Here is a 25,275-nt window from a genome sequence, read left to right as displayed (position 1 = left end):
TACAAAATAAAGAGGCTGTTCAATATTGAACAGCCTCTCTCATATTAACGAGTTGGACCAGATACATCTTCTGATTTCAACGTATTATTTGCACCAAGAGAATGATACAACATCTTTCCATTTCCATTCACAGTTACAATATGTTCGTTATTAAAACTTTTGAACTTCACAGATCCATCACCGTAACGAATATGATACTCTTCATATGTCGTTACTTTATATTTCGTAGCACTTTGACGCTCTACATTACGAACTTCCATCGTTAATAAGTCTTCTGTAATTCCTTTTTTGTGTAAATACTGTATATAATCACGGTCTTCCTTATACGATTTCCCGCTCTTATCATAATTATTTTCAATTAAACTAAAATCATTTAATGAAATTGCACGTACGTTATCATAAATATGATTTCTTACAAATTCGCCCACTGCTGAACTTGATGTTTCTTTCGGGAATTTTAAGTAATACGTGCTTTGGTCTCCAATTTTAACACTTTCAGATTTCATCACACCAAAATCAGTAGTTTTCTCTAAATGTACTTCTACTGTTTCATCTGTGGATACAGGGCCAAGCTTATAACTTCCATAATTTAATTTTCCACGTTTTTTCCCATTCACAAATACAGTTGCATCACTTTAATCAGAAGAAATACTTACATACTTGCCTTCAAGCGATAAATCCACTTTCACCTTCTCGCTCTGTTCATCCGCTAAATCTACTTCTTTCTCTGTTTCTAATTCAGTAAGTTCTGTCTTCGCCGTTGCCTTTACAACATATGTACCTGGGAAGTATGGCCCCAACTCTTTCGAAGTTTTATCACTAGAAAGCTCTGTTTCTTTTTTGTCATTCACATATATTTCTGCGTTTTTTGCAGTTGTACTAACGCTCATATAATAAGATTTCATGCTGAACTTATACTTTGGATATAAGAACCACTCTTTTCCCTCTTCTACTATTTCCCCGTCCTTAAATGAAGATTTATCTTTTGTTAACTTTTGATCTACTGTCTCTTTCTGTAAATAAGAAAGTAATTGTTTGTTGTAAGAAGGATTCTCTTTTAAATAACGCATGTACGCTTTAATATCCTCTGTCTTAATCTTTAAGCTTGAATCATTCGCTTTTACAAACTCATCAATTGCATTAATATCTTTCTTTTGGAATGCTTCAATCATTACATTTACTTGCTTTTCTTTTGAAAACTTATATGCTCCAAATTTATATGCCCCAAATAATAATGCAGCAATAATGGCAAAACCAATGATTAAAAATAAATTTTTCTTACTTTTCACTGGTTTTGTCTCGCTTTGTAATTCTGTATATGAAGCAGCAGTGTTATCAACGATTACTTCTACTTTACTCCCACACTCAGGACAAAAGTTCAAATGGTCTGCAACATTCTTTTTACATGTTCCACAAAACTTCAACGTGCTCTCCTCCTATTTTTTAGCTAATTTCATTCCAGCAAATGCCGCTACATATGTCACAATAAGACTAAACAAAGTTAAATATATAAATGAATTTTGCATAGATAGTACTGTTCCACTTGTTCCAAATAAACTTGTTACAGTTCCTGAAACATTAATTTGGAACTTAGAAATCATATTCATTACAATCATCATAATTGTGTAAGAACCACTGCATACCGCTAATGTAATATATATATTGGCAGTCGGTAATTTAGCTAACTTTCTTCCCGCTCTAAACATAAAGAACAACGGAATAATAAGCAGTAATAAACCGTAATGGAATACGTTATTCACTTTATCAAATTCTGCAAGGCTTTCCTCATTTACTCCTTTTGAAATCAATATCTCTCTAAGCTCTACGCCATTTACAGAGACGCCTGATATAAATGAAAACGATAGTGTGCTCTCATATGTATTTGATTTCTTACCAATTCTAGTAAATTCCTTACTAAGTGCTGGACTTGATACTTCTAACGGCGCAAAATGAGCCATACTCCATAATTGAGGTGTTAACTCTAATGCTAATAATGTACTTTCAGATTTTAAAGTTGTTATTTCTTTTAATGGTTCAATACCATCTTCCTTACTTACTAACGCCATAATACAAACTGCTACTGCTGTTACTAAAAGTCCTTTTATCATAGCTGAAACACCGTAATAAACAGACGCTCCATATGGCATTAACTCTTGAAATGCTGCTGCCATATTGTTTTTGCTTGTATGAGCAATAAATCCTAATAAGGTAAATAATGTCCCACATACAAAACCACTCAATAAACTCTTAATCGCTGAATAGCCAACCGTAATCTTACCTGCTTCTGAGAATGGAATTGCAAAAGATTGTGATGCTATAAAACTTATAATGAATAAAAAGACTCCATAAATAATACCAACTGTTGCTGCCATAAAGATTTGATCTTTAATCGTTTTCGCAACATGCTGTTTCCCTAACCAAATTCCTGTACCAGCAAAAATAATAAATGGAATGATTAATAATAATGTAAATGGAGTATGCCAAGATAAAGAAAATATCAATCCACTATCATCGTTAGCTGTAAAACCAAGTAAATGATAACTTAACATCGTAGAAGTTGCACTCGAATAAAAACTTGGCAACATTTCTAATTCTTTCGCAAATTTGCTAAACATCTCACTTAACATAGAGGCAAATAATAAACTACCAATCCAACCAGCAATTAACATGAGAATACTTGCAACAGCCCCACCAATCAAACCTTTTTGTAAAACGGCTTTATCTGCTTTAAATTCAACTTTAGGAGCACCATCCATTGTAGGCAATTTTACAGATTGTTCTTTTTTCTTCACAACAGATAAAGAATACCCACACTTTTTACAATATAAATTTTTTTGGGCATTTTCACTGCCACAACCTTTGCAGTATTTTGCAGTATCTTTTTCTAATGTTACTGCATCTATAGCTCCTGCAATCTCCATACTACCTTCATTTGGGCAATAATTTACTTCTTCACCATGTTGTTTTCCACATGTGCGACAATACATTTAATTCACTCCCCACTTTGCTTAATTCCACAAACTGGACAGTAAGTAGATTTTTTATCGATATGCTCATTACATGAAATACAATTTACCGTTTCACCTTCATTTTCTACTGCTAACATCGGGTTAGGCTTTCCACATGAACCACAAAACTTATCATTTATTGATAAAGGTCCACCACATTCACATGTAGCTTTTTCACCTTGTTGTTTTTGCAATTCAACAATGCGCTTTCTTGCTTGATAAATAGCTACATCAAATTCTTGAACTGGAGCAATCATTTCTTTTAAGCTCGCTTCATTTACTCCACTTCCTCTTAATTGAACATACACTTGCTGTCCAACCTCTAATAGAACCTCTGCTTTTTTCTGCATTTGCACTTGCATTCCCTTTTTCAATTGAGCAATTTCTTGTGCAACTTGCAACTTCATTTTCCCTTGTTCTATTCCTTCTTGTAACTTATTCATTCCACTACCTAACTTCGTCTGTAAATCTGACAAATTATTTCTCCTCCTATACGTATATATTCATATACGAAATTAACATTTTATATATTACCATGATTTTCAAGTTATGTAATCCAAATTTCATTTTTTCTGTTTTGAGCATTTTTTGTTTATAATGGTAAAGGAAAGAAATATGTGTACGGAGGAATATTATGCTGCAACACTCAATTACGAAAGATGAAATTATGATGATTGCGAATGAGTTCGTTCAAGGACTAGATCCACAGCAAACAGCTGATCAGGAACATGTCGCTACAGCTCGGCACCTATATCGTAGTGGTGTTGTCTATAACGTTGACTTTGATGGTTATACACTATCAGGAACTGTAGATGCGGAAGGCAACGTATATAGCGTTCATATTCCGATTCGTAACGTCGCTGAAAGTTATTGTGATTGCTTCGCACCAACACAATGTGAGCATATGCTCGCTGTATTACTATCTGCAGCGTCTAGTTTCGGGCAAGTAGGAGATGTATTAACTTTATTTAAAAATAATACGAAACCTTCCCTTCCTCCTATTCGAACTGCAAGACAAGTATTGCAATCATCAGCTTTTGAAGAAACGGATTATAAAAGTTGGGAATCTTATTTTGAAAAAGAATATGAATCATTTAAAAAAGAACAAGCTCGCCTTACTTATAAACAAATGTATTTTCTTATGAGTATCTTTACAGATTTCTATACGAAACTTGAGCGGAAAGCTCCGCGCGTCATCGCCATACATGAATTATTCAGGTTACACGCAGCACTGTACTGCTTTCAAAAATTATTAGAAGAAATTCAGGCATTCGAAGCTAACAAAACGTATTCTTATCACCAACCTGTTAATGTCATTCGCCTATTTGTAGACAAAGTGGAATCCATCGTTCGGGACTTACAATCAGAAGCGATTCCTTCAGAGTCTGAAATAATTTTGCAAGAAACAGCTCGTCTTGTTCATGAAGTATTCTTCTCTACCGACGCTTATACGCAAGAACGATTTTTCATTTATCGCCACATATGGAGTGAACTTTTAAACAATAAAGAGAAAATACAAGAAGAAGAAAAACGAATCGATACGAAAATCAATCCACTATCCAAAGCGTTAGCGTCTTCTCATCTTCTCTTTTTAAATGACGAAGATCTACTAGCGATGGACTTACTAAAAAAACAGCCTGCTTCTGTTGTGAGTCTATACTTCTATTGGTTAGAAGAACTATTAAGTGCCATGCATTGGGATCGTGCAAAAAACTGGCTTTCCTTTACGTATAAACAAGTAAAGAAAACGATCCAAGATCACGAAAATACGATTTTCATAAAAGATGTCGTTCGGCTATTTGTAATCATGTATGAAACATATGCAACACATACAAATGAACAAGCTGGTTTCGAAATGATCTTACAAGAACTATTACCGTATAGTTTCAAAAACTATGAACAGTACGTACTCGCGAAAAAACAGTATCGTACATGGGCAGAGCTTCATCTCCTATATGGATTTGAAGCAATTGAGCTGTTGAAAGAGCCACTGAAAGATATTGAAAAAGAAGCGCCAGAAGTGGCACTTCCTCTTTATCATCTTGCTGCTGTAGAGGCGATTGAAGAACGAAATCGTAAATCATATAAACGCGCAGTTCGTTACTTAAAGAAATTACGTACATTGTATAAACGATTAAAACGTACCGATGAATGGGATGCTTTCATTATTCACATCGCCAATCTCCATTCACGTCTGCGTGCACTACAAGAGGAATTACGGAAAGGAAAATTAATCGATGATCAATCAAACTGAAGTAACAATTAGGCTCCAGCATGTTAGTCAAGGTTGGTTCCTTTGGGGAGAAGATGACAGCGGTGCTCCATTATCCGTAACAAGTTGGAAACGAAATGCATTCACATGGCACTCCACTTCTTTCTACGGTACTTCTCTAAAAGAAGCAACCTTCGAAGGAAAACAAGGTGTGCTACTAACAAATGCACAAGCCTTTGAATACATTGCAAACAAACCAATGAATTCATTTGCACATATGCACATAAACGGACCTATTACAGCACTTACAAAAGATGCAAATGAATTATGGAACGCCTTTACAAGTGGTAGCTTCGTACCAGATATGAATCATTGGCCTAAACAGCCATCTTGGAAAGTTCAAAATACACCAATTGAAGATGACACATTAGCATCTCTTTTCTCAGCAGCAGTTAATGAAAGCATATTACAAGATAATCGCTCAAATGACGGCTGGGAAGATGCTAAAAGACTATATGAACATTACGACTTTACGAAAAGACAATTGGAAACAGCACTACATGAAGAAGATTGGCTTCGAAAAATTGGTTATATTGAAGATGATCTTCCGTTTACAATCGGACTAAGACTACAAGAACCACAAGAAGAATTTGAAATGTGGAAGCTTGAAACAATTGTGACACCAAAGCGCGGGGCTCATCGCATATATGTATATGAAAACATCGATTCCTTACCGAAAAGATGGCACGATTACGAAGAACGGATTACAGAAACACAAGAAGGTTTTAGTAAGCTCATACCGTGGTTAAAAGAAGGAGATACATTCCGAAATGAGCTCTTTGAAACAGAAGCTTGGAACTTCTTAACAGATGCAAGCAACGAATTACTTGCAGCCGGCATTACAATTTTACTACCATCATGGTGGCAAAATTTAAAAGCAACAAAACCGAAATTACGTGTCCAGTTGAAGCAAAATACAGCACAAACACAATCGTTCTTCGGTATGAATACGCTCGTTAATTTTGACTGGCGCATTTCGACGAACGGCATTGATTTATCAGAAAGCGAATTTTTCGAGCTCGTTGAACAAAACAAACGTCTATTTAATATAAACGGTCAATGGATGCGACTAGATCCAGCCTTTATCGAAGAAGTAAGGAAACTCATGAACCGTGCCGATAAGTACGGACTAGAGATGAAAGATGTCCTGCAGCAACATTTATCAAATACGGCTGAAACAGAAATTGTAGAAGATGATAGTCCGTTTACTGATATTGAAATCGAACTAGATGGATATTATGAGGAATTATTCCAAAAGCTGCTTCATATTGGAGATATTCCAAAGGTAGATGTCCCTACTTCACTAAACGCAACACTTCGTCCGTATCAACAACACGGTATTGAATGGTTATTATATTTACGAAAGCTTGGATTTGGAGCATTGCTAGCTGACGATATGGGACTCGGGAAAAGTATTCAAACAATCTCTTACTTACTATATATAAAAGAAAACAATCTCAAAACAGGCCCTGCATTAATCGTAGCGCCGACATCTGTTCTTGGAAATTGGCAAAAGGAATTTGAGCGTTTCGCACCAAATTTACGTGTCCAATTACATTACGGAAGTAATAGAGATAAGGGCAATTCATTTGAAGATTTCCTTCAATCAGCAGATGTTGTATTAACATCTTATGCATTGGCTCAACTCGATGAGGAAGAACTGACTTCATTATGCTGGGATGCTGTTATTTTGGATGAAGCACAAAATATTAAGAACCCACATACGAAACAGTCGAAAGCAGTACGAAACTTGCAGGCAAATCACAAAATCGCTTTAACTGGTACACCAATGGAAAATCGCCTCGCTGAACTTTGGTCCATTTTCGACTTTATTAATCATGGATATCTCGGAAGCTTAGGACAATTCCAACGCCGCTTCGTCACACCGATTGAAAAAGATCGTGATGAAGGAAAAATCCAGCAAGTTCAACGGTTTATCTCACCATTTTTACTGCGCCGAACAAAGAAAGATCAAACAGTCGCATTAAATTTACCAGATAAACAAGAACAAAAAGCTTACTGTCCTCTTACTGGTGAACAAGCTTCCTTATATGAACAACTTGTTCAAGATACACTGCAAAATGTAGAAGGATTAAGCGGAATTGAAAGACGCGGCTTTATATTACTTATGTTGAACAAGCTAAAACAAATTTGTAATCATCCTGCTCTTTATTTAAAAGAAGAAGAACCACAAAATGTCGTTGAACGCTCTATGAAAACAAAAACGTTAATGGAGCTCATCGAAAATATAAAAGATCAAAATGAAAGTTGCCTCATCTTCACTCAGTACATCGGCATGGGAAACATGCTAAAACGTTTGCTAGAAGAACAATTTGGCCAGCGTGTCCTCTTCTTAAACGGTAGTGTACCGAAAAAAGATCGTGACAAGATGATTGAGGAGTTCCAAAACGGAACGTATGACATTTTCATCTTATCCTTAAAAGCTGGCGGAACAGGATTAAACTTAACTGCTGCCAACCATGTCATTCACTACGATCGTTGGTGGAACCCAGCTGTGGAAAATCAAGCAACAGACCGCGCATATCGCATTGGTCAAAAACGATTTGTTCATGTTCACAAACTCATTACAACAGGAACATTAGAAGAAAAAATCGATGAAATGCTAGAAAGAAAACAATCTCTAAACAATGCGGTCATCACAAGCGATAGTTGGATGACTGAACTATCAACAGACGAACTAAAAGAATTACTTGGTGTATAAAGTGAAACTTTAATCAGGCCAGTTACGTAGAGTTTTACTACCCGCAAAAAAAGCGCTAATCTCAAAATGAGATTAGCGCTTTTTTCTATTCCAAAACCAATTACTTATTATAATTCCCGTTAATCCGCCGCACGTATCAAGCAATGAATCTTGCCACATTGGTGTACGGTCCCCCGTATACCATTGGTGAATCTCATCAAATGTTGCATAACCCGCAACGAAAAGAATGGCATATATAAAACATCTTTTCCTCGAATGACCTGATCGATGAAAAGCGTAATAAATCAATGAACCTAGCATAAAGAACACCATAAAATGAGCACCTTTACGAAGGAAAAACTCAATAAATCCGCCTACACCTTTATTCGCAATACTAACAGGGGTTCCTCCACCATAATCGATAGATACCCATGAAAAATGCTCTTTCACAAATTCAACATTTACATATTGTTCAATATCTGAACGCATATCCTGCTTTTTATATGGTTGTGCCGAAGAATAGAAAATCAGCCCCATCCATAGTAATACAGGAATCCAAAATAACCATTTACGATTCATTATCCAGAATTCTCCTCTCTTAATCTTTTAAGGGTACCAAAAAAAAGAAAAAATTTCACGCCAAAACATGACATTCACGCCCTATTTATAAAGTGAAAGGAGGTGATACACATGGCAATTGAAACAATCGTAATGGATTTAACTTTACGTCTAGTATTAAACAACGGATTAGATAAGAACGGCAAAACAGTTTTCAAGAGCAAACAATTTAAACGTGTTAAAACAAATGCAAGCTTAGATCAAGTACACGACGTAGCTCATGCTCTTGCTTCCTTACAGGCATCACCACTTCACGCTGTACAACTTGTAAGCACATCAGATCTTTCTAAACTATAAAGTAAAACTCAGATCAGTGGGGATTTTATTCATCCCCATTGATTATTAGCCCGCAATTTAACCGGCAGATCCAAATCCCGTAAATAGCGGGATAAATACAAAGGAGGGAATAACACATGCAAGTACTAGAGTTGATTTTCGCGAAAGAAGATGGAAAAACAGTCGTTTTTTCTATCGATACGCCCATCACACCCATCGATGCACAAGTTGTAAATCAAGTAATGGATACAATCCTTGCCTCGTCTGTATTTTCATCCATTGATGAAAATACACGAAAAAAGGGAGCTCGCCTTATAGAAAAAAATGTATCTGAAGTTCCAATTACTCTATAAAATGAAAAAGACGAATCTGCATCATTTTGCAGATTCGTCTTTTTTCTTCGGCATTTCAATCGGAATAAAAATCTTTGAAAAACCGACGCATACGTACTTATAATGTTCTCCACCTATATCAAACTCAGTCGTATATGTTGAGAAGAATATATAATCATTTCGCTTCGTATAATGATCAATTAATAACCCAACTTGTGGCTCAACATACTTTTTCGCTAACTTTTTACCGGCCGATGCCAAGTCGCCAAGGAGACCCTCTTCATTCTCTTTTTGAACTTCATCTAGCTTCTTACTCACATCATTTCGCTTCATAAACTGCTTCGCTGCCCATTCTGTATATTCGCCCTTACTCGGATTACTGTTTGCTAAATATACTAGGAGAACGACAACTAAAGCCATAATAATATACTTTTTCTTCATACTATATCACCGCCTACTCTTTTCTATTTTCATATATATGTACAAGCGATGCAAATTAGAAAGACTATCACCTATTGATTGTAAACGAATAGCCAAAATTTACAATATGAAATAGAATATTAACAATCAATTTACTTAATTTATATATAATTATATTCAGAATGAAAATTATAAGGGAGGATATAGAATTATGGATAATGAAAACAACATTTTTATTTCTAGTTCTACAATGATGCTTGAACCATGTAAACACCCTTATTACCGTACAAAAATTATCGACAGTAGCGGAAACCATCTTTACTCCTGTCAAACTGCTCTCCAACTTATACAGAAATCTTGTCTAACAAATATTCATTCTACTTATCAAGGGAGACGTAATGCCGTAAAAACAAAATTTAAATTTAAACAAAACGTTCCAATTCCGATCAATCATAGAGAATATATTTGTGCTTTCCCAACAGAATCTCCTGCTTCTCCAAATTGTATTTGGCTTTTCTTCAAACATGTTCATACAATAGAGTTTTTCAAAAAAGCTAAACAAGCTAAAATTCATTTTTCAAACGGAACTACCGTAACGATACAAATTAGTTCCCATAAGTTAAGTCAGCAATTATGGAAAGCTGGATATGTATTATCCCAAATGAACATGCAAGATTCATCACCTTAATAACAAGTAGAATGGAAGGTAGTATCTCCTTACCTTCCATTCTATTTGCTATTTTTATCCTCTTACACTATCTCGCATTTTCTCGAGTGCTTGCCGATACATCCATCTTACTTGATAATATGTCATTTCCGTCTCTAAAGCGATTTCCCCCATCGTCTTCCCTACAAAAAAGCGTTCAAAAATAATATACTTCTCCTTCTCATCTAACACGCTCATAAAATCCTTCACTCTTATTTCAACATCCTCAAAATGAAAGATATCCTCATACTCTCCTACACATACACATCTCTCCTGCACTGCGAACTCTTTCTTCAATCTCTCTAATATATAACCTCGCACCGTTACAACTGCATATGCAGGGAAACATCCCTTCTTTGCATCAAATCTTTCATACGCATGCCAAAGACCAATTAAACCACATTGATAATACTCTTCATAATCTTTACGAATACCTAATTTCTTTATTTGATTTACAATCATCCCTTCATACAAAACAACTGCCTCTTTAAAAGTCGCTGGCTTCACACAGTACCCGTTTCTAAAAGGTATACCTTTCTAGTATTCCGCGGTACCTTCACAATATAAAAATAAAGAAAAGATTTCACTGTGAGTAATTTCAAATACTACCGACAGAATTTGAAATTACACTATGTAGTATTTGAAATTTTGTTGGTGGTATTTGAAGTAAGGGTAAAAATAAAAAAGGTGACTCCTTTGAAGAGTCACCTTTTTCTAAAAGAATAAATTATGCACCAAATTTTGGAGCTAGACCACTTAAACTAGTAAATCCAACTGAAAGAATAAAGAAAATAACAATTAAAATCGTTGCTTGTTTTTTACTTAGTCCAGCCGTAATATGTAATCCTAATCCCATTACAACTAATGCCCAAATATTGAAAACTTCGAATGATGAAGCAGCACCATGAGCAACTGTACCTGGCTCAAATAAAGTTGCTAAACTTGTATAAGAAGTTTCAATATCTCCACCAAGAATCATTCTAATAATAAAGTTCACAATTGCACCTAAAATTGAAATCGTATATGTGTAGACATAAATAGATAATAATTTCATGTATGAAGTATCATTACTCATAAACATCATAATCACTTTATAAATAGCTGCCGCAATGAAGAACCAAATCGCAGTACCAAATAGTCCACCAACAATACCTGCTCCTATTCCGAAGTAACCAACAACTTTAGCCGCTTCGGCATCAGGTACCTCACTCATTACATCAGGATGATTCATTACTTGATACATGCTAATCCCTGCAATTACAGCTGTTAATATAATGAAAAGGAAAAATGCCCCCCAAACCGGACTTTTCGTCTTCATTCTCTCAAACTGCTCACCTGGAGAAGTAATCATTCCTAATAATGATGGCTTCTTCGCACCTACATCTTGCGTATTAATATTTGCTTCCATTATAACGCCTCCTTCTATTTATATAACCCGTTCTAACGGGCGGTTCACTTCCTCATGCAAGAGGCTACGAACCGCCCACTAGAACGGTAATGTGTAGTTCTACTACACTATTAATTACTCATAACGCAATGCTTCAATTGGATCTAATTTTGCAGCTTTATTTGCTGGAATTAATCCGAAAATAATACCGAGTGTCATCGAGAACAGTACGCCTCCAACGACAACTTCCCATGAAACGAGTGGCGGCCATTTTGCGAATGTAGAAACGATATATGCTCCGCCATACCCAAGACCAATTCCGATTAAACCACCTAGAAGTGTTAACATAACAGCTTCAATTAAAAACTGTAATAAAATTTTACTACGTGTTGCTCCAAGTGCTTTACGTACACCAATTTCACGTGTACGCTCCGTTACAGATACAAGCATGATGTTCATAACACCAATTCCACCAACGACTAATGAAATACCAGCGATACCACCGATAATCATTGTCATAATACCGGTCATCTTCGAAATACCTTCTTGAATTTCTTTTAAATTCATAACTTCATATTTACCAGTTGCATCAGTCGGTTTACGACTATTTAAAACATCTGCAGCTTTTTTACCTGCTTTTTCTAGATTATCTACATTTTTTGCTTGAACAGAAATATTTTGAATTTCATCTTTTCCATACAGTGTCGGCCATAACGAAATTGGAACTAGTGCTTCTGATGGTCCCATTCCCATAAACTCATTATCTGATTTGTAAACACCAATAATTTGCATCGGTTGACCTTTCATTTCAATAATTTTACCGACTGGATTGGCATCCTTAAACACCTTTTCTTCCATTTGTTTACTAATCATAACAACGTTATTACCTTGATCCACATCTGATTCTTGTAAAGAACGTCCCTTTAACAACTTTACTTTATTTACTGCAAAATACTCGCTATCTAATCCAGTAATACTCACCATTTCTTTTTTATCTTCAATATCAAGTGGTTCCATGCTGGAATTTGTTGTTACCACATGTGAAATTTCTGGAATTTTTTTAATTTCAAAAATGTCTTCTTCAGTTACCTTCGGTGCTTCTACCATTCCCATACCGAAAGGATCGTTTATATCTGCACTATAATGAATCGGAACCGTTTGATTACCTGCCCCAACGAACTGCGATTTCAATGCAGCTTCCCCGCCTTGCCCAATCGCAACGACAGTAATAATTGAACCTACCCCGATAATAATACCGAGCATCGTAAGAGCTGAACGCAATTTATGAGCTAAAATAGAAGAGAGGGCAATTTTTATACTATCTAGTAAACTCATACCGCACACCTTCTATCTTCTGTAACTTTCCCGTCTCGCAGTACAATGCGGCGGGAAGAATACGCTGCCACTTCCTCTTCATGCGTAACCATAACAATCGTCGTGCCTTCTGCATTAAGCTTCGTGAAAATATCCATAACTTGTTCACCAGACTTCGTATCAAGTGCACCAGTCGGTTCATCGGCCATAATGAACGTTGGATTATTTGCAATCGCTCTTGCAATCGCTACACGCTGCTTCTGTCCACCTGATAACTCATTCGGTAAATGATGCACGCGATCTGCCAATCCAACTTTACCTAGTGCCTCCAAAGCACGCTTGCGGCGCTCTGCTTTCTTCACGCCACCATATACGAGCGGAAGCTCAACATTTTCCACTGCTGAAAGACGAGGTAGTAAATTAAAATGCTGGAATACAAAGCCAATGTATTCATTACGAATTAAAGCAAGCTTTGACTCGTCTGCTGTTAAGATATTCACGTCATTCAGCATATATTCACCTTCTGTTGGACGATCTAAACAACCGATAATATTCATAAGCGTCGACTTACCAGAACCAGACGGTCCCATAATCGAAACGAACTCACCGCTCTGAATTGTTAAACTAATACCATGCAAAATCGGCACCGCCAATTTTCCTTGATAATACGTTTTAGCAATATTATTTAACGTAATCATTTCTCTTTCACTTCCATTCCGTCATACACATCGTCGGAAGGATTTTTAACCACCTTTTGCCCCACTGTTACGCCTTCTACAACCTCTGTCCAGTCTCCATCAGTAGAACCTTTTTTCACATTTTGTTTACGAAGCTTTCCTTTTTCCTCAACATAAACAAATGCATCATCACCTTTTTCTACAATGCTTTTACTTGGAACAGCAATCATTGTCTTATTCTCTAAGTTTACTTGCAGAGAAACGTGGTAACCTGGAGATAAACCGTCTTGACTATCAAGGCTAGCTTTATATGTATATTGGGACATATTTTGAGTTGCTTCACCCATGCCGCCAGCTTGCGCCATCTCTGCACTTGTTGGGAACTCACTTACCTCTGTAATCTTACCTGTCCACTTCTTCTTATTATTTGCTTTTGCAGTTACAGTGAATGTTTGATCCTTTTGAATTTGTGACTTTTGAAGCTCAGTTAACGTACCTTGAACTTGGAATGGATCTTTAGAAGCTACTTGTAAAAACGCTTTTCCTTGACCACCTAACGCTTGAGATGAACTTTGTGCCGCATCTTTATCTAACTTTTGAACAACACCAGCAAAATTACTATAAATCGTAAGTTCTTTCTGCTTCTTACTTAACTCTTCTTTCTGCAACTTCCCTTTTTCTTTCTCAAGATCAATTGTTTTTTGCCCTATCTCTAACTCGTTTACTTGCTCGTCCATCGGATCCGTTACTTCTTTCCCAGCTCCGCTATCTTTCGCCTTCTTAATTTCTTTCTTCAACGAATCAATCTTCTTTTCCCCTTGATCATAACGCATATCTGCCATCTTCTGATCAAGCTCTGCTTGCTTCATTTGAAGGTTAATCTCTTCATTATCATAAGAGAATAACTTCGTGCCTTTCTCTACCTCTTGCCCTTCTTTTACCTCAATATCTTTCACTTTCCCTTTGGTCGGATCTGCATAGAAGCTTTCAATATTACCAGGCTTCACCTGACCAGAAATTAACTTCGTATTATTCAGCTTACGCTCTGTCACTTTCTCAAAACTTACAGCATCAGCATTTGTTGATGCACCCTTCTTCTTACCTTGCATAACAAAAATATTAATTGCCGCTACAATAACAATTAGTGCAATAACCCCAATAATAATCCATTTCTTCTTCTTGTTTGGAGTACGAACCGTATTTGGTAACATAGTCTCTCTCCCTTTTATAACTTAATAGTTTAATATAAAAATTGTATAAAACTTTCTGAAAATAGATTACATATTATTACAATGTTTTTACAAAGTTTTACACATCCATTTATATTGTAACAAAAATTCCAATGATTAGAAATATGACATTATATCTTTTAAGATAGATTTAAGGAAATATTATATTATATAGAAAAAGCCATCCAAAATAATAATTGGATAGCTTTTTCAAACAAAATATTACGCTACTTTAGGATCTTTTCTCTCATGTCCACGTTGAACAATAAATAAGAAGATTGTTGATAAAACCGCTCCTGTTAATAGTAAGATGAAACAACCATCCCAGCCAGAACTATCAACAATAACACCAATTGCTGCGTTAGCTACAAGACTTCCGCCTACATAACCGAATAGACCACACATACCAACTGTCGTACCAACTGCAAATTTCGGTACTAATTCCATCGCACTTAAACCGATTAAGAACTGTGGTACATAGATTAAACAACCGATAATAGAAACTGCAATACTTACAACAAGTACGCTAGTTGCTTGCCAATATATAAACGTACCAATAACAACTCCAACCATACTAATAATACATAATGGCATACGTTTTCCTTTAAATAATTTATCACTTAAAAAACCAACGATTAATGAACTTGGAATTGCCATACCTTCAAAGATTGCATATGCCGCATGCGCTTCTGCTTTTGAAAATCCTTTAACTGTCGTTAAATAAAGTGGAACCCAGTTAATAACACCGAAACGAATTAAATAAACAAAAGCATTCGCAATACATAAGAACCATACAAATTTATTTTTCACTACATACTTCATTAAAATTTCTTTTGGTGACATCTTATTAGCATTATCTGCTTTTTCAAGATTTTCATAGTCATTACGATACTCATCAATTGGAGGAAGACCTTCAGATTCTGGTGTATCCTTCGCATTGATCCAAACAAGAACTGCAATTACCATTGCGATAATCGCAGGGAAAATAAACACGCCGCCTTGCCAATGATTTTCACCGAAAATACCTACACCAATTCCGACAAGTGGTGGCACAAGCATTCCACCAACGTTATGTGAAATATTCCAAAGGCCTGTTTTCGTACCGCGTTCTTTCTTCGAGAACCATTTCGTCATAACAATACTACAAGGTGGTGCTCCCATACCTTGTACAATACCGTTAACAACAAGTAATGTAACAATCATCCCAAATGATGATGCAAAGCCGAAACAAATATTTACAAGCCCTGATAAGAATAAACCGACTGCGATAAAGCGCTGGGCGAAAGCTTTATCTGATAAATTACCCATAAAGAACTTACTAAATCCATAAACAATTGCCATTACTGAGCCTAGTAGACCAATTTCAGCTGTACTAAAACCATATTCTTGTACTAAATACGTACTTGATAACGTAAAGTTACTACGAACTAAATAATAAGCAGCATATCCAACTGAAATCCCGATTAACACACGAATACGTAGTAATCGATATACACGGTCGATCATATCCGCTGGCAATCTCTCAATTGCAGGTGCTGGCTTGAGCCATTTAAACATATATTTTCGTCTCCTTTTCTCACTTCAGAGAGAGACGCTGTCTATTCCATATCTCGATTATCCCGCTATTTGATATATTTTGGTTCGTCCTTCTAACCGGCTGTCCTTCTATTTCTTTCTCATTCTTCGCAAACATCGTTGGTACGCCAAACGACACTTTTTCTAAAATATGCCCCGCTTCTTCTGATAAACAATAATCAATAAATAAATCCGCAATAATACCACTCGGTGCACGTTTTAGTTTCGAAATCGCATTAACAGATAACCCTGTTTGCTCAGGTTCGTTACTTAAAATCGGAAAGCCTTGTTTTTGAAGCATTCTCTGATCTCCCATAAAGTTGATGCCTATCATATATTCACCGCTCGCAACAAGTTCTGCTGGGATGTAACCATTCACTGTTACTTCTCCAACTTGTTCTGCCAGATTCTTCACATATTCCTTCGCTTCCTCTTCACCTAACGTATCAATAAGTGATTGGAAAAACGTATATGCTGTACCTGAAACATTTGGATCGGGCATGACAATCTTTCCTTTATATACTGGATTCAATAAATCTTTCCATCTTAACGGATACGAGAGACCGAGCGGCGCTATTTCCTCGTTCCACCGCTCTTTATTAATCGCAATTGCCAGCTTCTCCACTTCATAACCGTACCAATAACCATCTTTATCTTTAACAGTCTTTGAAATACGATTTGCATGTTGGCTTATCACAGGAATAGAAAGATTTTTTTGCTTCATCATTTGATGCGCATCTACTGTACCGCCAATAATAATATCCGCCTTCGGATTTCCAGCTTCTTCTTCCACTCTACGAAGAAGTTCTTCTGTTGAAAGACGAATAAATTCATACGTACATCCGCGCGGTTTACAAAATGATGAAAGTAACGCTTCACCAACTTCCTCACGAGCCGCTACATACGCAACAATATGACGATCATCCAAAATAGGGAGACCATTTTTACTATATTTAATAGAGGTTGTATCTCGAGAGCAACTAGACATCGCTCCTCCAATTACTAGCAAAAAGAAGAAAAAGGCTATCTTTCTCATGACGCATTCTCCTTTACGAATAACTCTGCTAGAGAGCTTTTCATATACATAACATTTCCGTTATTATCACCGAGATATTGCACAACAAAGTACGATGGATACACAGAAATCGTAAGAATATCTTCACGATCATTCTTTACACGCTTACCTGTTTTATAAGCTGTAATATAAGCAATCGGTTCATTCTGCGATTGTAATAACTTCTGAATTTCTCCGTAATCTGTAATTTGCTTTGCGTATCGAATAGAATCAAGTATGTGCGTAAGATTGATAGTACGTACCACATCGCCTTGACGTACTACGACATCCTTTGCTGAAGCAAAGAAATCACTAATACGCTCTGGCGTGTAATACAGGCTTAATAAATACGTTTGAAGTGCTGAAATCATCGGATCCATGCCATTCTTTCCGTATACATTTTCCCCATACTGGAACAAGTCACCTACTGCAAAAGTACGCTTATGTCCATTCAAGTACGTTACTTCTCCAGTAAATACTTGTTCTTGGCTCTTAACGCCCTCAGGCTCTATTCGAATTCGGTCAAAGAATGAAACAATCGTATGCAAACGAACTTCATCCGTTACAACGATTTCTCCCCACTTTTCATGTCTTACTTTCACTTCAATTGGAAGAGATTCATTCACCCTTTGTAAAACGGCTTGTTTATCATTTACAATGTTGATTCGATTATAGATTTGCTTCTCCATAACATAAAACAAAACAAGAGAAACAATCATACAAATGACAAACATAAGAATTTGAAATGATAGCCTTTTCATTTCTGCCTACCTCCAAGATAAAAAAACGTTGTTTCGAAAATACCGCATAATTGTTTCATAAATGTATCATTTAACCGCTTTCAAGTTTTTTATGTCTTCCATCCTTCTCGGAAGCAAAAATGTAATGAATATTGTAGTACCTATTTCTTCACTACTCTCAATCCGCATGCTTCCGCCCTGCTTATTCATAATCTCCTGACAAATATACAAACCATAACCATTCCCATAACTAGAAGGAAGTGCCTTTCCTTTCGGAGACTCATTCCACTCTGCAAGCACCACTTCATCTATACCGATTCCATCATCATGAACAAAAACCTTCGCCTCATGCTCATTTACAATTACATTCATACGAATATGCGAAGCATCACTATACTTAATTGCATTATCAAGTACATTTAAGAAAATTTGCTTCGTCTTATCAAAATCCGCAACAACATGTACATCCGTTAACTCATTTATCACTGCAATTTCAAACTGATTTAGACGGGGTTTCACAATTGAAACTGCTTCTTCTGCCAATTCCTTTATATTCACAACTGTAGGAGACACTTCAAACGTACTCGTCCCATATTTCGAGGACTTAAGCAGTTCCTCTACAAGTGATAATAAGCGCTCACTTTCCACAGCCACATAACGAAGACTTTCCTGTACATCTTCTTTCGATTGTAACTTCGGAATTAAATCAACATAACCGATAATTGCCGTTAGCGGTGTTTTTAGCTCATGTGTAATGCGGTCTAGGAAATCTTTCTGCTTCTCTTTCTCCTCCTGCAATTGCTTAATATGCAGCTCAATTCCATCGGCCATCGCGTTAAAAGATGCTGAAAGCTGAGCGATTTCCACGTACTCATTTAACTCAATCTTACTCTTATAATCACCATTCGCGAGCCGCTGTGCCATTTGTCTCAACTGATCAATTGGTTTATGAAGAGACTTCGCCAAACGAATCGCAAAGAAAATACCGGTAGCTACTAAACAAAGAGACGTCATTAAGAAAGTCCAGCTCACATTTGTTAAAACTTCCTTCTCACCCGTTAACTCATTTATAAAACGAATACTTCCAATGACATCGTTTCCATAATATACTGGGCTTGAAAACAAAAGAATAGGAGCTGGATCCGCCTCCTCAAAAACGTAAGACTTCTTTCCCTTCAAGGAACTCTCAATGTCGATGTTACGGTGAAGCAATGCCCCTTTTTGTGTATCTGCAACAACATCGCCATTCTTCCCGATCATCTGCACACGGACATCCATACGCTTCGCTAAATACGACGCAATTAAAAGTGAATTCGGACCAAGCGTATCCACTTCTGCTTCCTTCTCTAAATAATTCATCGTATAAATTTGTGCTTCTACACTTAACTTTTCTAAAGAATCTGCTGCGTTATGATACATATTCTTTTCTAACGTAATATAAACAACTGCATATAAAAGAACAAAAATCGGAATTAACAGCCCAACTATTCCAAACACCATATTTCGCTTTAAAGACATACCATCACCACTTAACAATCCAGTTTATAGCCAACGCCATAAATTGTCTTAATATATTCTCCGCTCGTCCCAAGCTTCTTTCGAAGTCTCTGCACCATAATATCAACGGCTCTCGTATTTCCGATATACTCAAATCCCCATACTTTCTCAAGTAACTCATCCCTCATAAACACACGCTGTGGATTTGAAACAAATAACTGACATAAATTAAACTCTCGGTACGTTAACTGAATCTCTTGTCCACTCACATGTACCTTTCTTTCCTTAGGACAAATCACGATCTCTCCAGCCTCAATTACTTCATGACTTACAGCGGCCTCCGTCTTCTTTACACGCCGCGCCATATTCTTAACCCGAAGAATAAGCTCCGCATAATTAAACGGCTTCGTCACATAATCATCAGCACCAAGCTGCAAGCCAAGCAACTTATCATTCATCTGACTCTTTGCCGTTAACATAAGCACCGGAATATCCCTATCCCTCTCACGGAACAAACGAAGCAACTCATACCCATCCGTATCCGGAAGCATAACATCCAAAATCAATACATCCGGCCCTTCATTCCATCTCTCTAAAGCTTCTCTCCCATCAGCCGCTGCCAACACTTCATAACCTTCCATCTCCAACTGCATCCGAATCAAATTACGAATACTCGATTCATCATCCACCACAAGTATTTTCATCATTCTCCTCCTTCCATCATGTATTATAGTACAGTTTAGTATAGCAAAAATCCTATAAAAAAAGAGAGGGTATTGTCGAACATATTTTGTCGACGATACCCTCTCTTTCACTTATTATATTTATTTAGCATATCCATTCGGTTGCTTTTGATGCCAATTCCAAGCATGTTCAATAATTGTTTTCACATTTACATACTTAGGATCCCATCCTAGCTTCTCTTTCGCTTTCTTAGAAGAAGCAACTAAACGTGCTGGATCGCCCGCACGGCGCGGTGCTACCTCAGCAGGAATTTCATGATTTGTAACCTCACGAACTGCATCAACAATTTCTTTTACACTGAAACCATTACCATTTCCTAAGTTATAGAAATCACTCTCTCCGCCGTTCTGCAAGTCTTTAAGCCCTAAGAAATGAGCCGCTACTAAATCTTCAACATGAATATAATCACGGATACAAGTACCATCTGGTGTATTATAATCATCACCAAACATCATAATCTTCTCACGTTGACCTAAAGCCACTTGCAACACAAGAGGAATTAAATGTGTCTCTGGGCGATGATCTTCTCCAATAATACCATTTGGAGTTGCACCAGCCACATTAAAGTATCTAAAGATCTTATAACGTAAATTAGAAGCTTGGCTATACCAATGAAGCATCTTCTCAATTGCTAACTTCGTCTCTCCATACGTATTCGTTGGATTCGTCATCGTTTCTTCAGTAATAAGATCAACATCTACCTCACCGTACGTTGCCGCAGTAGAAGAGAAAATGAACTTATCTACCTTAAACTCATCCATTACCTCTAATAAACAAAGTGCACCATACACATTGTTATTATAATATTGAAGGGGCTTTTCCATACTAACTCCAACTAAAGAATCAGCTGCAAAGTGCATAACCGCCTCAATATTTTCTTGTTTAAAAACATTCCTTAAAAAGGATTTATCACGAAGGTCACCATTATAAAACTTCGCGCCTTCCGTAATTGCATCTTCATGACCAGTTTGTAAGTTATCTACCACTACTACCGATAAACCTTCGTCTACTAATTTTTTCACAGCGTGAGAACCGATGTAGCCAGCTCCGCCACAGATTAGGATTGAGTTCATTGTTTTCCTCCTACTATTTTCAAATCTCTTAATTATAAAAGGAAAAGGTATACGAGAACTCGTACACCTTTTATCTCTCCTTCATTACTTAGCTACAAAATAATCAGTTACATATTTCGCCCAAACGTCATGTCCTTTTGCACTTGGGAAACCAAATTCTTCTTGTAGGTATGGTAAAATACCTTTCGTTGAAGCATCCGGCCATGCTCCCCAATGATCAATATATGTATAATTATTTTGCGTCGCAAATTGTTTTAATGCTTCAATCGATTTCGGATAATTTTTCGCACCATACACTGGATTTGATGGTTGAATCATAATCGTAGCACCCTTTGCACTAGTAGAAAGTGCTTGAACGAACTTCTGTGTATTCGCGACAGAGTTTCCATTACCAGTTTTACCGTTATCAGTAATAAATGGTGGTTCAAATAAAATCACATCTGGATTCTCTTTTGCAATCTCTTTATCACGTTTATTCTTAATTAACTCTTCTGTGCTTTCACCCTTATATTCCTTTACAGTCACATTCCATAAACCTTTACCGTAAGCAGTTTCTAAATTAGCCGTTAACTTAGCTGCCCAAGCACCCTTTTCAGCTGAAGAAGCTTCATCACCAACGATAACAAGATTTACTGCTTTTTTATCCTCAGCAGCTTTCTTTAACTTCTCTTTCACTGCATCTGGCAAGTTCTTCGCATATGCTTCATTAAAAGATGACTTTGTATCTTGTTTTTTCTCTTCCTTTTTCTCTTCTTTCTTCACTCCGCTATCTTTCACTTCATCCTTTGTTTTCGTTACTTCACTCGTTTGTCCTGTTGCATTCGCAATCTTCTTATTCCAGTACAATTTACCGCTCACAATCGAAGCAACAAACAATACAAAAATAACAAGGACAAGTACTGCTTTCTTATTCATCGATTCACCTCATCTATTAATCTCACAATATATAATACTAATATAAATCCATGCAAAAATAAACCCAACTCCTTCCAAAGGAGTTGGGTTATTACATACTACTTGGTCACTTCAAGATGCGCTCTTAACTTATTCGTTAAATCTTGTTTTGCTGCTTCTGGGACATAGTAGTACCAAATACCATCAGAGGCTTTGTGACCGTCACCTGGGATTTGAATATCTTCACTGTTTTCCAGACAATTTTTATAATTCTTTTGCATATCAAACATTTGATCTTGCGTTAAGTTTGTCTTCACATTTTTTTGAATTGCTGTTAAAACATCACCATAACTTGTTAAAGAAGAGAAAGTAGCGCCTTTCTTAATAACAGCTTGCATCACTTGACGCTGACGCATTTGACGTCCGAAGTCACCGCGTGGGTCTTCATAGCGCATACGTGTGAATGATAGTGCCTCATCACCTGTTAAATGAATATTTCCTTTAGCAAAATGATGCTTGTCTTGTTTAAATTCTAAATCATTATTAACATCTACCCCACCAACTGCATCCACAATATCCTTAAATCCTGCCATATTCACTTCAATATAATAATTAATAGGAACATTCAAGAACTTTTCTACTGTCGCTACAGACATGTCTACCCCACCAAATGCGTAGGCATGGTTAATTTTATCACTCTTTCCTTTTCCAACAATTTCAGTATATGTATCACGCGGAATACTTACTGTCTTCATAGAGTTATTTTTAGGGTTTAATGTAATAAGTATTAAAGAATCAGATCTACCTTTTTCATTCCCTCGCTCATCTACCCCTAATAATAAAATTGAAACGGGTTCAGATTTGCTAATTTTCACTTCTTCAGTACCTTTAGAATCTTTATCGCGTTTCAATGGCTTATGAACTTCATCTAATGTTTTTGAGACAGAAGAGTATATACTATAGGCATAAGCTCCTCCACCTATAATTAATATTCCTACAATTCCTAATATCCAAAATAGGATTTTCTTTTTCATTATTTACCCTTCTTTCAACTTATCTGTCCATTCTTTTTAACGTAACCTTTTCACGTAACATTTTTTTATTTAGTTATCAATACGGTCATTCTGAATCACATGCAATACATTTTATACATGATCCAACTAGATACACCAAATCCAGCAGTCTATCTTCCTTAATTTATTCCCAGAGTTCAAAAATTATTTACTGATACCATTCAACTGCCTAATCACATGTCTTTTCCCAAAAATAGAATGTAGCAGTATGGATCCAATGATAATGAAAACTACGGCAAATATTTTTGGCATTGAGAATGATGAAACTATAAACGATAACGCAGCTCCTCTAGGGGCAAATAAAATCGATCTAGTCATCATTAATGTGAAAATCACCACTATAAAATTTGAGTTTTGCAGCATGTAATAGAATAGATACAGTATTATACCGTATATAATACTTCCTATAAATACACCTATAAAGGAAAAATCATTATACATTTCAGCAACAAAAGATGACCCATATCCATATCCTAATAAATACGCACTAGGCATAATTATATAAGTAAGGGTATGAGCGAATAAGTTACCATTAATTGCCCTATCAGCCGTTTGTCCAAAATACTCAGGTAGCCCATTTAGTGGCCGTATAATTTTATTATTAATAAACTCCATTAAAGGTCCGAAAGTAAAATATTTGTCTTTGGGTATTTGATCTTCGTACAACTTTGTATATCCAATTAGATTCGCACTAATTCCCTGAGAATAGAAAAACTCTAAAATGGAATTACCGACATTTTTCGCCTTTCCTCCCGCACTAAAATCAGCTCTTAAATTACCTATAAAGGTCATAAAAGCTAATAGTATTGGGACTGCAATTCCGCCTAAAGTCCATTCAAATTTCCCTAACCACTTCTTTTCTTGTTCAGGTTGTTTCCCTGTCTTCTGAACACTTCTCATACAATAATAAATAAATACTATTAATAAATTTAAAATAAAAATTGATCTTCTACCTGCTAAAGCAGCAAACAATCCTTCACCTATATACAACAATACTGGGAAAAAGCTTTTTCTTTTAGAAGGATTAGTTGCTAAATAAGCAAAAAAGGCTACATCATACATATTTCCAATTGTAATTAAAACAGTTGGTAGTGAAGATGTAAACGTCATAAAACTTTCGTAATATCCCTCTGTGGCAGCTGTCTGCTTCATTTCATAAACATAAATTAATCGAAATATCATACAAAAATAAAAAAACAATAGACTAAATAATCTAAACGAGTAAAGGTACCCTACACTAAGTTCCTTCTTCTTCTTTAGAAAACTCAAATCAGCCTTTTGAATGACTGCATATCCAATAAAAATAGCAAATAGACTTAAAAACAAACAAATTAAAGTAATATTTATAATACTTTTATCTTCAAAAGCCAGTCCAAAAATCCCTAACAAATTTACATTGTAACCAAAAATTTCAGTGACGACCATTCTTCCTATCAAGAAAGTGAAAAATGTTAGATTAAAGCATAAGAATATACTTCTTTCATAAAATTTCCTAAGTGCATAAAACACATTATGAAAAAAAATAGTTAATGTTGCTATTAATAACACCTTAGGTTCTTGAAATATTAAACCTATTAAAAAAAATAGTAATGCACCTATTAACAAAACATATCTAATTAGGATATTCATAAACAACCTCTCAAGTTTTTAATAAATGTTAGTATAAAACTAATCAATTCTTAATT

General features: G+C 36.1%; 23 protein-coding genes and 1 pseudogene. 5 read left to right on the top strand and 19 right to left on the bottom strand.

Annotation, left to right across the window (positions count from 1 at the left end; genetic code table 11):
- Nucleotides 1–44 precede the first annotated feature (44 nt).
- From CGQ22_RS09780 to CGQ22_RS09770, 3 genes and pseudogenes are all read right to left on the bottom strand, one after another.
- Nucleotides 45–1,424, bottom strand: a pseudogene (locus CGQ22_RS09780) (zinc ribbon domain-containing protein).
- Between the two features lie 12 nt (nt 1,425–1,436).
- A complete protein-coding gene (locus CGQ22_RS09775) occupies nt 1,437–2,987 on the bottom strand; it encodes a zinc ribbon domain-containing protein (RefSeq protein ID WP_089148624.1) in 1,551 nt (516 codons plus the stop codon).
- A gap of 5 nt (nt 2,988–2,992) precedes the next feature.
- Nucleotides 2,993–3,484 carry a zinc ribbon domain-containing protein gene (locus CGQ22_RS09770; RefSeq protein ID WP_061884769.1) on the bottom strand — a complete coding sequence of 164 codons (492 nt, stop codon included), beginning with the start codon at nt 3,482–3,484 and terminating at the stop codon, nt 2,993–2,995.
- Nucleotides 3,485–3,642: 158 nt separating this feature from the next.
- Here CGQ22_RS09770 and CGQ22_RS09765 point away from each other — a divergent pair, with 158 nt between their 5' ends.
- On the top strand, nt 3,643–5,262 hold the full coding sequence (locus CGQ22_RS09765; RefSeq protein ID WP_089148623.1) for an SWIM zinc finger family protein: 1,620 nt from the start codon (nt 3,643–3,645) through the stop codon (nt 5,260–5,262).
- Nucleotides 5,246–8,002 (top strand): DEAD/DEAH box helicase, encoded by a 2,757-nt coding sequence (locus tag CGQ22_RS09760; RefSeq protein WP_089148622.1) that lies wholly within the window; start codon nt 5,246–5,248, stop codon nt 8,000–8,002. The genes CGQ22_RS09765 and CGQ22_RS09760 overlap by 17 nt, the downstream gene beginning before the upstream one ends.
- Nucleotides 8,003–8,074: 72 nt before the next feature.
- Here CGQ22_RS09760 and CGQ22_RS09755 read toward each other — a convergent pair whose 3' ends face one another.
- Nucleotides 8,075–8,560: a VanZ family protein gene (locus tag CGQ22_RS09755; RefSeq protein WP_001080704.1), complete on the bottom strand. Its 486-nt coding sequence runs from the start codon at nt 8,558–8,560 to the stop codon at nt 8,075–8,077.
- Between the two features lie 111 nt (nt 8,561–8,671).
- Here CGQ22_RS09755 and CGQ22_RS09750 point away from each other — a divergent pair, with 111 nt between their 5' ends.
- Both CGQ22_RS09750 and CGQ22_RS09745 read left to right on the top strand, forming a co-directional pair.
- On the top strand, nt 8,672–8,896 hold the full coding sequence (locus CGQ22_RS09750) for a DUF1659 domain-containing protein (RefSeq protein ID WP_000963860.1): 225 nt from the start codon (nt 8,672–8,674) through the stop codon (nt 8,894–8,896).
- Nucleotides 8,897–9,012: 116 nt separating this feature from the next.
- A complete protein-coding gene (locus CGQ22_RS09745) occupies nt 9,013–9,228 on the top strand; it encodes a DUF2922 domain-containing protein (RefSeq protein ID WP_001197590.1) in 216 nt (71 codons plus the stop codon).
- Between the two features lie 21 nt (nt 9,229–9,249).
- Here the strand turns inward: CGQ22_RS09745 and CGQ22_RS09740 are convergent, their stop codons facing one another.
- On the bottom strand, nt 9,250–9,648 hold the full coding sequence (locus tag CGQ22_RS09740) for a DUF4359 domain-containing protein (protein WP_089148621.1): 399 nt from the start codon (nt 9,646–9,648) through the stop codon (nt 9,250–9,252).
- Between the two features lie 190 nt (nt 9,649–9,838).
- Between CGQ22_RS09740 and CGQ22_RS09735 the strand changes: the two genes are divergently transcribed.
- Nucleotides 9,839–10,315, top strand: a complete 477-nt coding sequence (locus CGQ22_RS09735) for a competence protein ComK (RefSeq protein WP_000368311.1) — start codon at nt 9,839–9,841, stop codon at nt 10,313–10,315.
- 54 nt (nt 10,316–10,369) lie between these two features.
- Here CGQ22_RS09735 and CGQ22_RS09730 read toward each other — a convergent pair whose 3' ends face one another.
- The 14 genes from CGQ22_RS09730 to CGQ22_RS09665 all read right to left on the bottom strand — a co-directional run bounded on the left by CGQ22_RS09730 (nt 10,370) and on the right by CGQ22_RS09665 (nt 25,219).
- Entirely contained in the window at nt 10,370–10,840 is a 471-nt protein-coding gene (locus CGQ22_RS09730) for a sigma-70 family RNA polymerase sigma factor (RefSeq protein ID WP_089148620.1), read from the bottom strand.
- Nucleotides 10,841–11,060: 220 nt separating this feature from the next.
- Nucleotides 11,061–11,741 (bottom strand): YknW family membrane protein, encoded by a 681-nt coding sequence (gene yknW, locus CGQ22_RS09725; protein ID WP_000387920.1) that lies wholly within the window; start codon nt 11,739–11,741, stop codon nt 11,061–11,063.
- Nucleotides 11,742–11,855: 114 nt separating this feature from the next.
- Complete coding sequence (locus CGQ22_RS09720; RefSeq protein WP_089148619.1) at nt 11,856–13,055, bottom strand: ABC transporter permease; 1,200 nt, start codon at nt 13,053–13,055, stop codon at nt 11,856–11,858.
- A complete protein-coding gene (locus CGQ22_RS09715; protein WP_000631624.1) occupies nt 13,052–13,732 on the bottom strand; it encodes an ABC transporter ATP-binding protein in 681 nt (226 codons plus the stop codon). Before CGQ22_RS09715 ends, CGQ22_RS09720 begins: the two co-directional genes overlap by 4 nt.
- Nucleotides 13,729–14,922: an efflux RND transporter periplasmic adaptor subunit gene (locus CGQ22_RS09710; protein ID WP_089148618.1), complete on the bottom strand. Its 1,194-nt coding sequence runs from the start codon at nt 14,920–14,922 to the stop codon at nt 13,729–13,731. Before CGQ22_RS09710 ends, CGQ22_RS09715 begins: the two co-directional genes overlap by 4 nt.
- 240 nt (nt 14,923–15,162) lie before the next feature.
- A complete protein-coding gene (gene pgtP, locus CGQ22_RS09705) occupies nt 15,163–16,497 on the bottom strand; it encodes an MFS transporter (RefSeq protein WP_000477602.1) in 1,335 nt (444 codons plus the stop codon).
- Between the two features lie 19 nt (nt 16,498–16,516).
- Entirely contained in the window at nt 16,517–17,551 is a 1,035-nt protein-coding gene (locus tag CGQ22_RS09700; RefSeq protein ID WP_001225641.1) for an ABC transporter substrate-binding protein, read from the bottom strand.
- Nucleotides 17,548–18,330 (bottom strand): DUF3919 family protein, encoded by a 783-nt coding sequence (locus CGQ22_RS09695; RefSeq protein WP_006925814.1) that lies wholly within the window; start codon nt 18,328–18,330, stop codon nt 17,548–17,550. The genes CGQ22_RS09700 and CGQ22_RS09695 overlap by 4 nt, the downstream gene beginning before the upstream one ends.
- Nucleotides 18,331–18,396: 66 nt before the next feature.
- Nucleotides 18,397–19,827: a HAMP domain-containing sensor histidine kinase gene (locus tag CGQ22_RS09690; protein WP_089148617.1), complete on the bottom strand. Its 1,431-nt coding sequence runs from the start codon at nt 19,825–19,827 to the stop codon at nt 18,397–18,399.
- An 11-nt stretch (nt 19,828–19,838) separates the two neighbouring features.
- Entirely contained in the window at nt 19,839–20,510 is a 672-nt protein-coding gene (locus tag CGQ22_RS09685; RefSeq protein WP_000699553.1) for a response regulator transcription factor, read from the bottom strand.
- A gap of 120 nt (nt 20,511–20,630) precedes the next feature.
- Nucleotides 20,631–21,623, bottom strand: a complete 993-nt coding sequence (galE, locus tag CGQ22_RS09680) for a UDP-glucose 4-epimerase GalE (protein WP_001084662.1) — start codon at nt 21,621–21,623, stop codon at nt 20,631–20,633.
- Nucleotides 21,624–21,707: 84 nt separating this feature from the next.
- Nucleotides 21,708–22,538 (bottom strand): SGNH/GDSL hydrolase family protein, encoded by an 831-nt coding sequence (locus tag CGQ22_RS09675; RefSeq protein ID WP_089148616.1) that lies wholly within the window; start codon nt 22,536–22,538, stop codon nt 21,708–21,710.
- Nucleotides 22,539–22,636: 98 nt separating this feature from the next.
- Complete coding sequence (tagU, locus tag CGQ22_RS09670) at nt 22,637–23,551, bottom strand: polyisoprenyl-teichoic acid--peptidoglycan teichoic acid transferase TagU (RefSeq protein WP_089148615.1); 915 nt, start codon at nt 23,549–23,551, stop codon at nt 22,637–22,639.
- Nucleotides 23,552–23,734: 183 nt separating this feature from the next.
- Nucleotides 23,735–25,219 carry an O-antigen polysaccharide polymerase Wzy family protein gene (locus CGQ22_RS09665; protein ID WP_001023228.1) on the bottom strand — a complete coding sequence of 495 codons (1,485 nt, stop codon included), beginning with the start codon at nt 25,217–25,219 and terminating at the stop codon, nt 23,735–23,737.
- Nucleotides 25,220–25,275: the final 56 nt, after the last annotated feature.

Origin of the sequence: Bacillus sp. M13(2017), from assembly GCF_002218325.1 — a bacterium.
Lineage (GTDB): Bacteria > Bacillota > Bacilli > Bacillales > Bacillaceae_G > Bacillus_A > Bacillus_A thuringiensis_K.
The sequence above is the reverse complement of the archived record's forward strand: the minus strand, read 5'-3'. Positions and strand labels throughout refer to the sequence as shown.

Bases quoted from the DNA above. Each gene is read 5' to 3' on its own strand.
- CGQ22_RS09665 (WP_001023228.1), bottom strand. From the start codon at position 25,219: ATGAATATCCTAATTAGATATGTTTTGTTAATAGGTGCATTACTATTT.
- CGQ22_RS09675 (WP_089148616.1), bottom strand. From the start codon at position 22,538: ATGAATAAGAAAGCAGTACTTGTCCTTGTTATTTTTGTATTGTTTGTT.
- CGQ22_RS09735 (WP_000368311.1), top strand. From the start codon at position 9,839: ATGGATAATGAAAACAACATTTTTATTTCTAGTTCTACAATGATGCTT.
- CGQ22_RS09755 (WP_001080704.1), bottom strand. From the start codon at position 8,560: ATGAATCGTAAATGGTTATTTTGGATTCCTGTATTACTATGGATGGGG.
- pgtP (WP_000477602.1), bottom strand. From the start codon at position 16,497: ATGTTTAAATGGCTCAAGCCAGCACCTGCAATTGAGAGATTGCCAGCG.
- CGQ22_RS09750 (WP_000963860.1), top strand. From the start codon at position 8,672: ATGGCAATTGAAACAATCGTAATGGATTTAACTTTACGTCTAGTATTA.
- CGQ22_RS09775 (WP_089148624.1), bottom strand. From the start codon at position 2,987: ATGTATTGTCGCACATGTGGAAAACAACATGGTGAAGAAGTAAATTAT.
- CGQ22_RS09760 (WP_089148622.1), top strand. From the start codon at position 5,246: ATGATCAATCAAACTGAAGTAACAATTAGGCTCCAGCATGTTAGTCAA.
- CGQ22_RS09740 (WP_089148621.1), bottom strand. From the start codon at position 9,648: ATGAAGAAAAAGTATATTATTATGGCTTTAGTTGTCGTTCTCCTAGTA.
- yknW (WP_000387920.1), bottom strand. From the start codon at position 11,741: ATGGAAGCAAATATTAATACGCAAGATGTAGGTGCGAAGAAGCCATCA.
- CGQ22_RS09720 (WP_089148619.1), bottom strand. From the start codon at position 13,055: ATGAGTTTACTAGATAGTATAAAAATTGCCCTCTCTTCTATTTTAGCT.
- CGQ22_RS09690 (WP_089148617.1), bottom strand. From the start codon at position 19,827: ATGTCTTTAAAGCGAAATATGGTGTTTGGAATAGTTGGGCTGTTAATT.
- CGQ22_RS09710 (WP_089148618.1), bottom strand. From the start codon at position 14,922: ATGTTACCAAATACGGTTCGTACTCCAAACAAGAAGAAGAAATGGATT.
- CGQ22_RS09715 (WP_000631624.1), bottom strand. From the start codon at position 13,732: ATGATTACGTTAAATAATATTGCTAAAACGTATTATCAAGGAAAATTG.
- CGQ22_RS09685 (WP_000699553.1), bottom strand. From the start codon at position 20,510: ATGAAAATACTTGTGGTGGATGATGAATCGAGTATTCGTAATTTGATT.
- CGQ22_RS09700 (WP_001225641.1), bottom strand. From the start codon at position 17,551: ATGAGAAAGATAGCCTTTTTCTTCTTTTTGCTAGTAATTGGAGGAGCG.
- galE (WP_001084662.1), bottom strand. From the start codon at position 21,623: ATGAACTCAATCCTAATCTGTGGCGGAGCTGGCTACATCGGTTCTCAC.
- CGQ22_RS09745 (WP_001197590.1), top strand. From the start codon at position 9,013: ATGCAAGTACTAGAGTTGATTTTCGCGAAAGAAGATGGAAAAACAGTC.
- CGQ22_RS09765 (WP_089148623.1), top strand. From the start codon at position 3,643: ATGCTGCAACACTCAATTACGAAAGATGAAATTATGATGATTGCGAAT.
- CGQ22_RS09695 (WP_006925814.1), bottom strand. From the start codon at position 18,330: ATGAAAAGGCTATCATTTCAAATTCTTATGTTTGTCATTTGTATGATT.
- tagU (WP_089148615.1), bottom strand. From the start codon at position 23,551: ATGAAAAAGAAAATCCTATTTTGGATATTAGGAATTGTAGGAATATTA.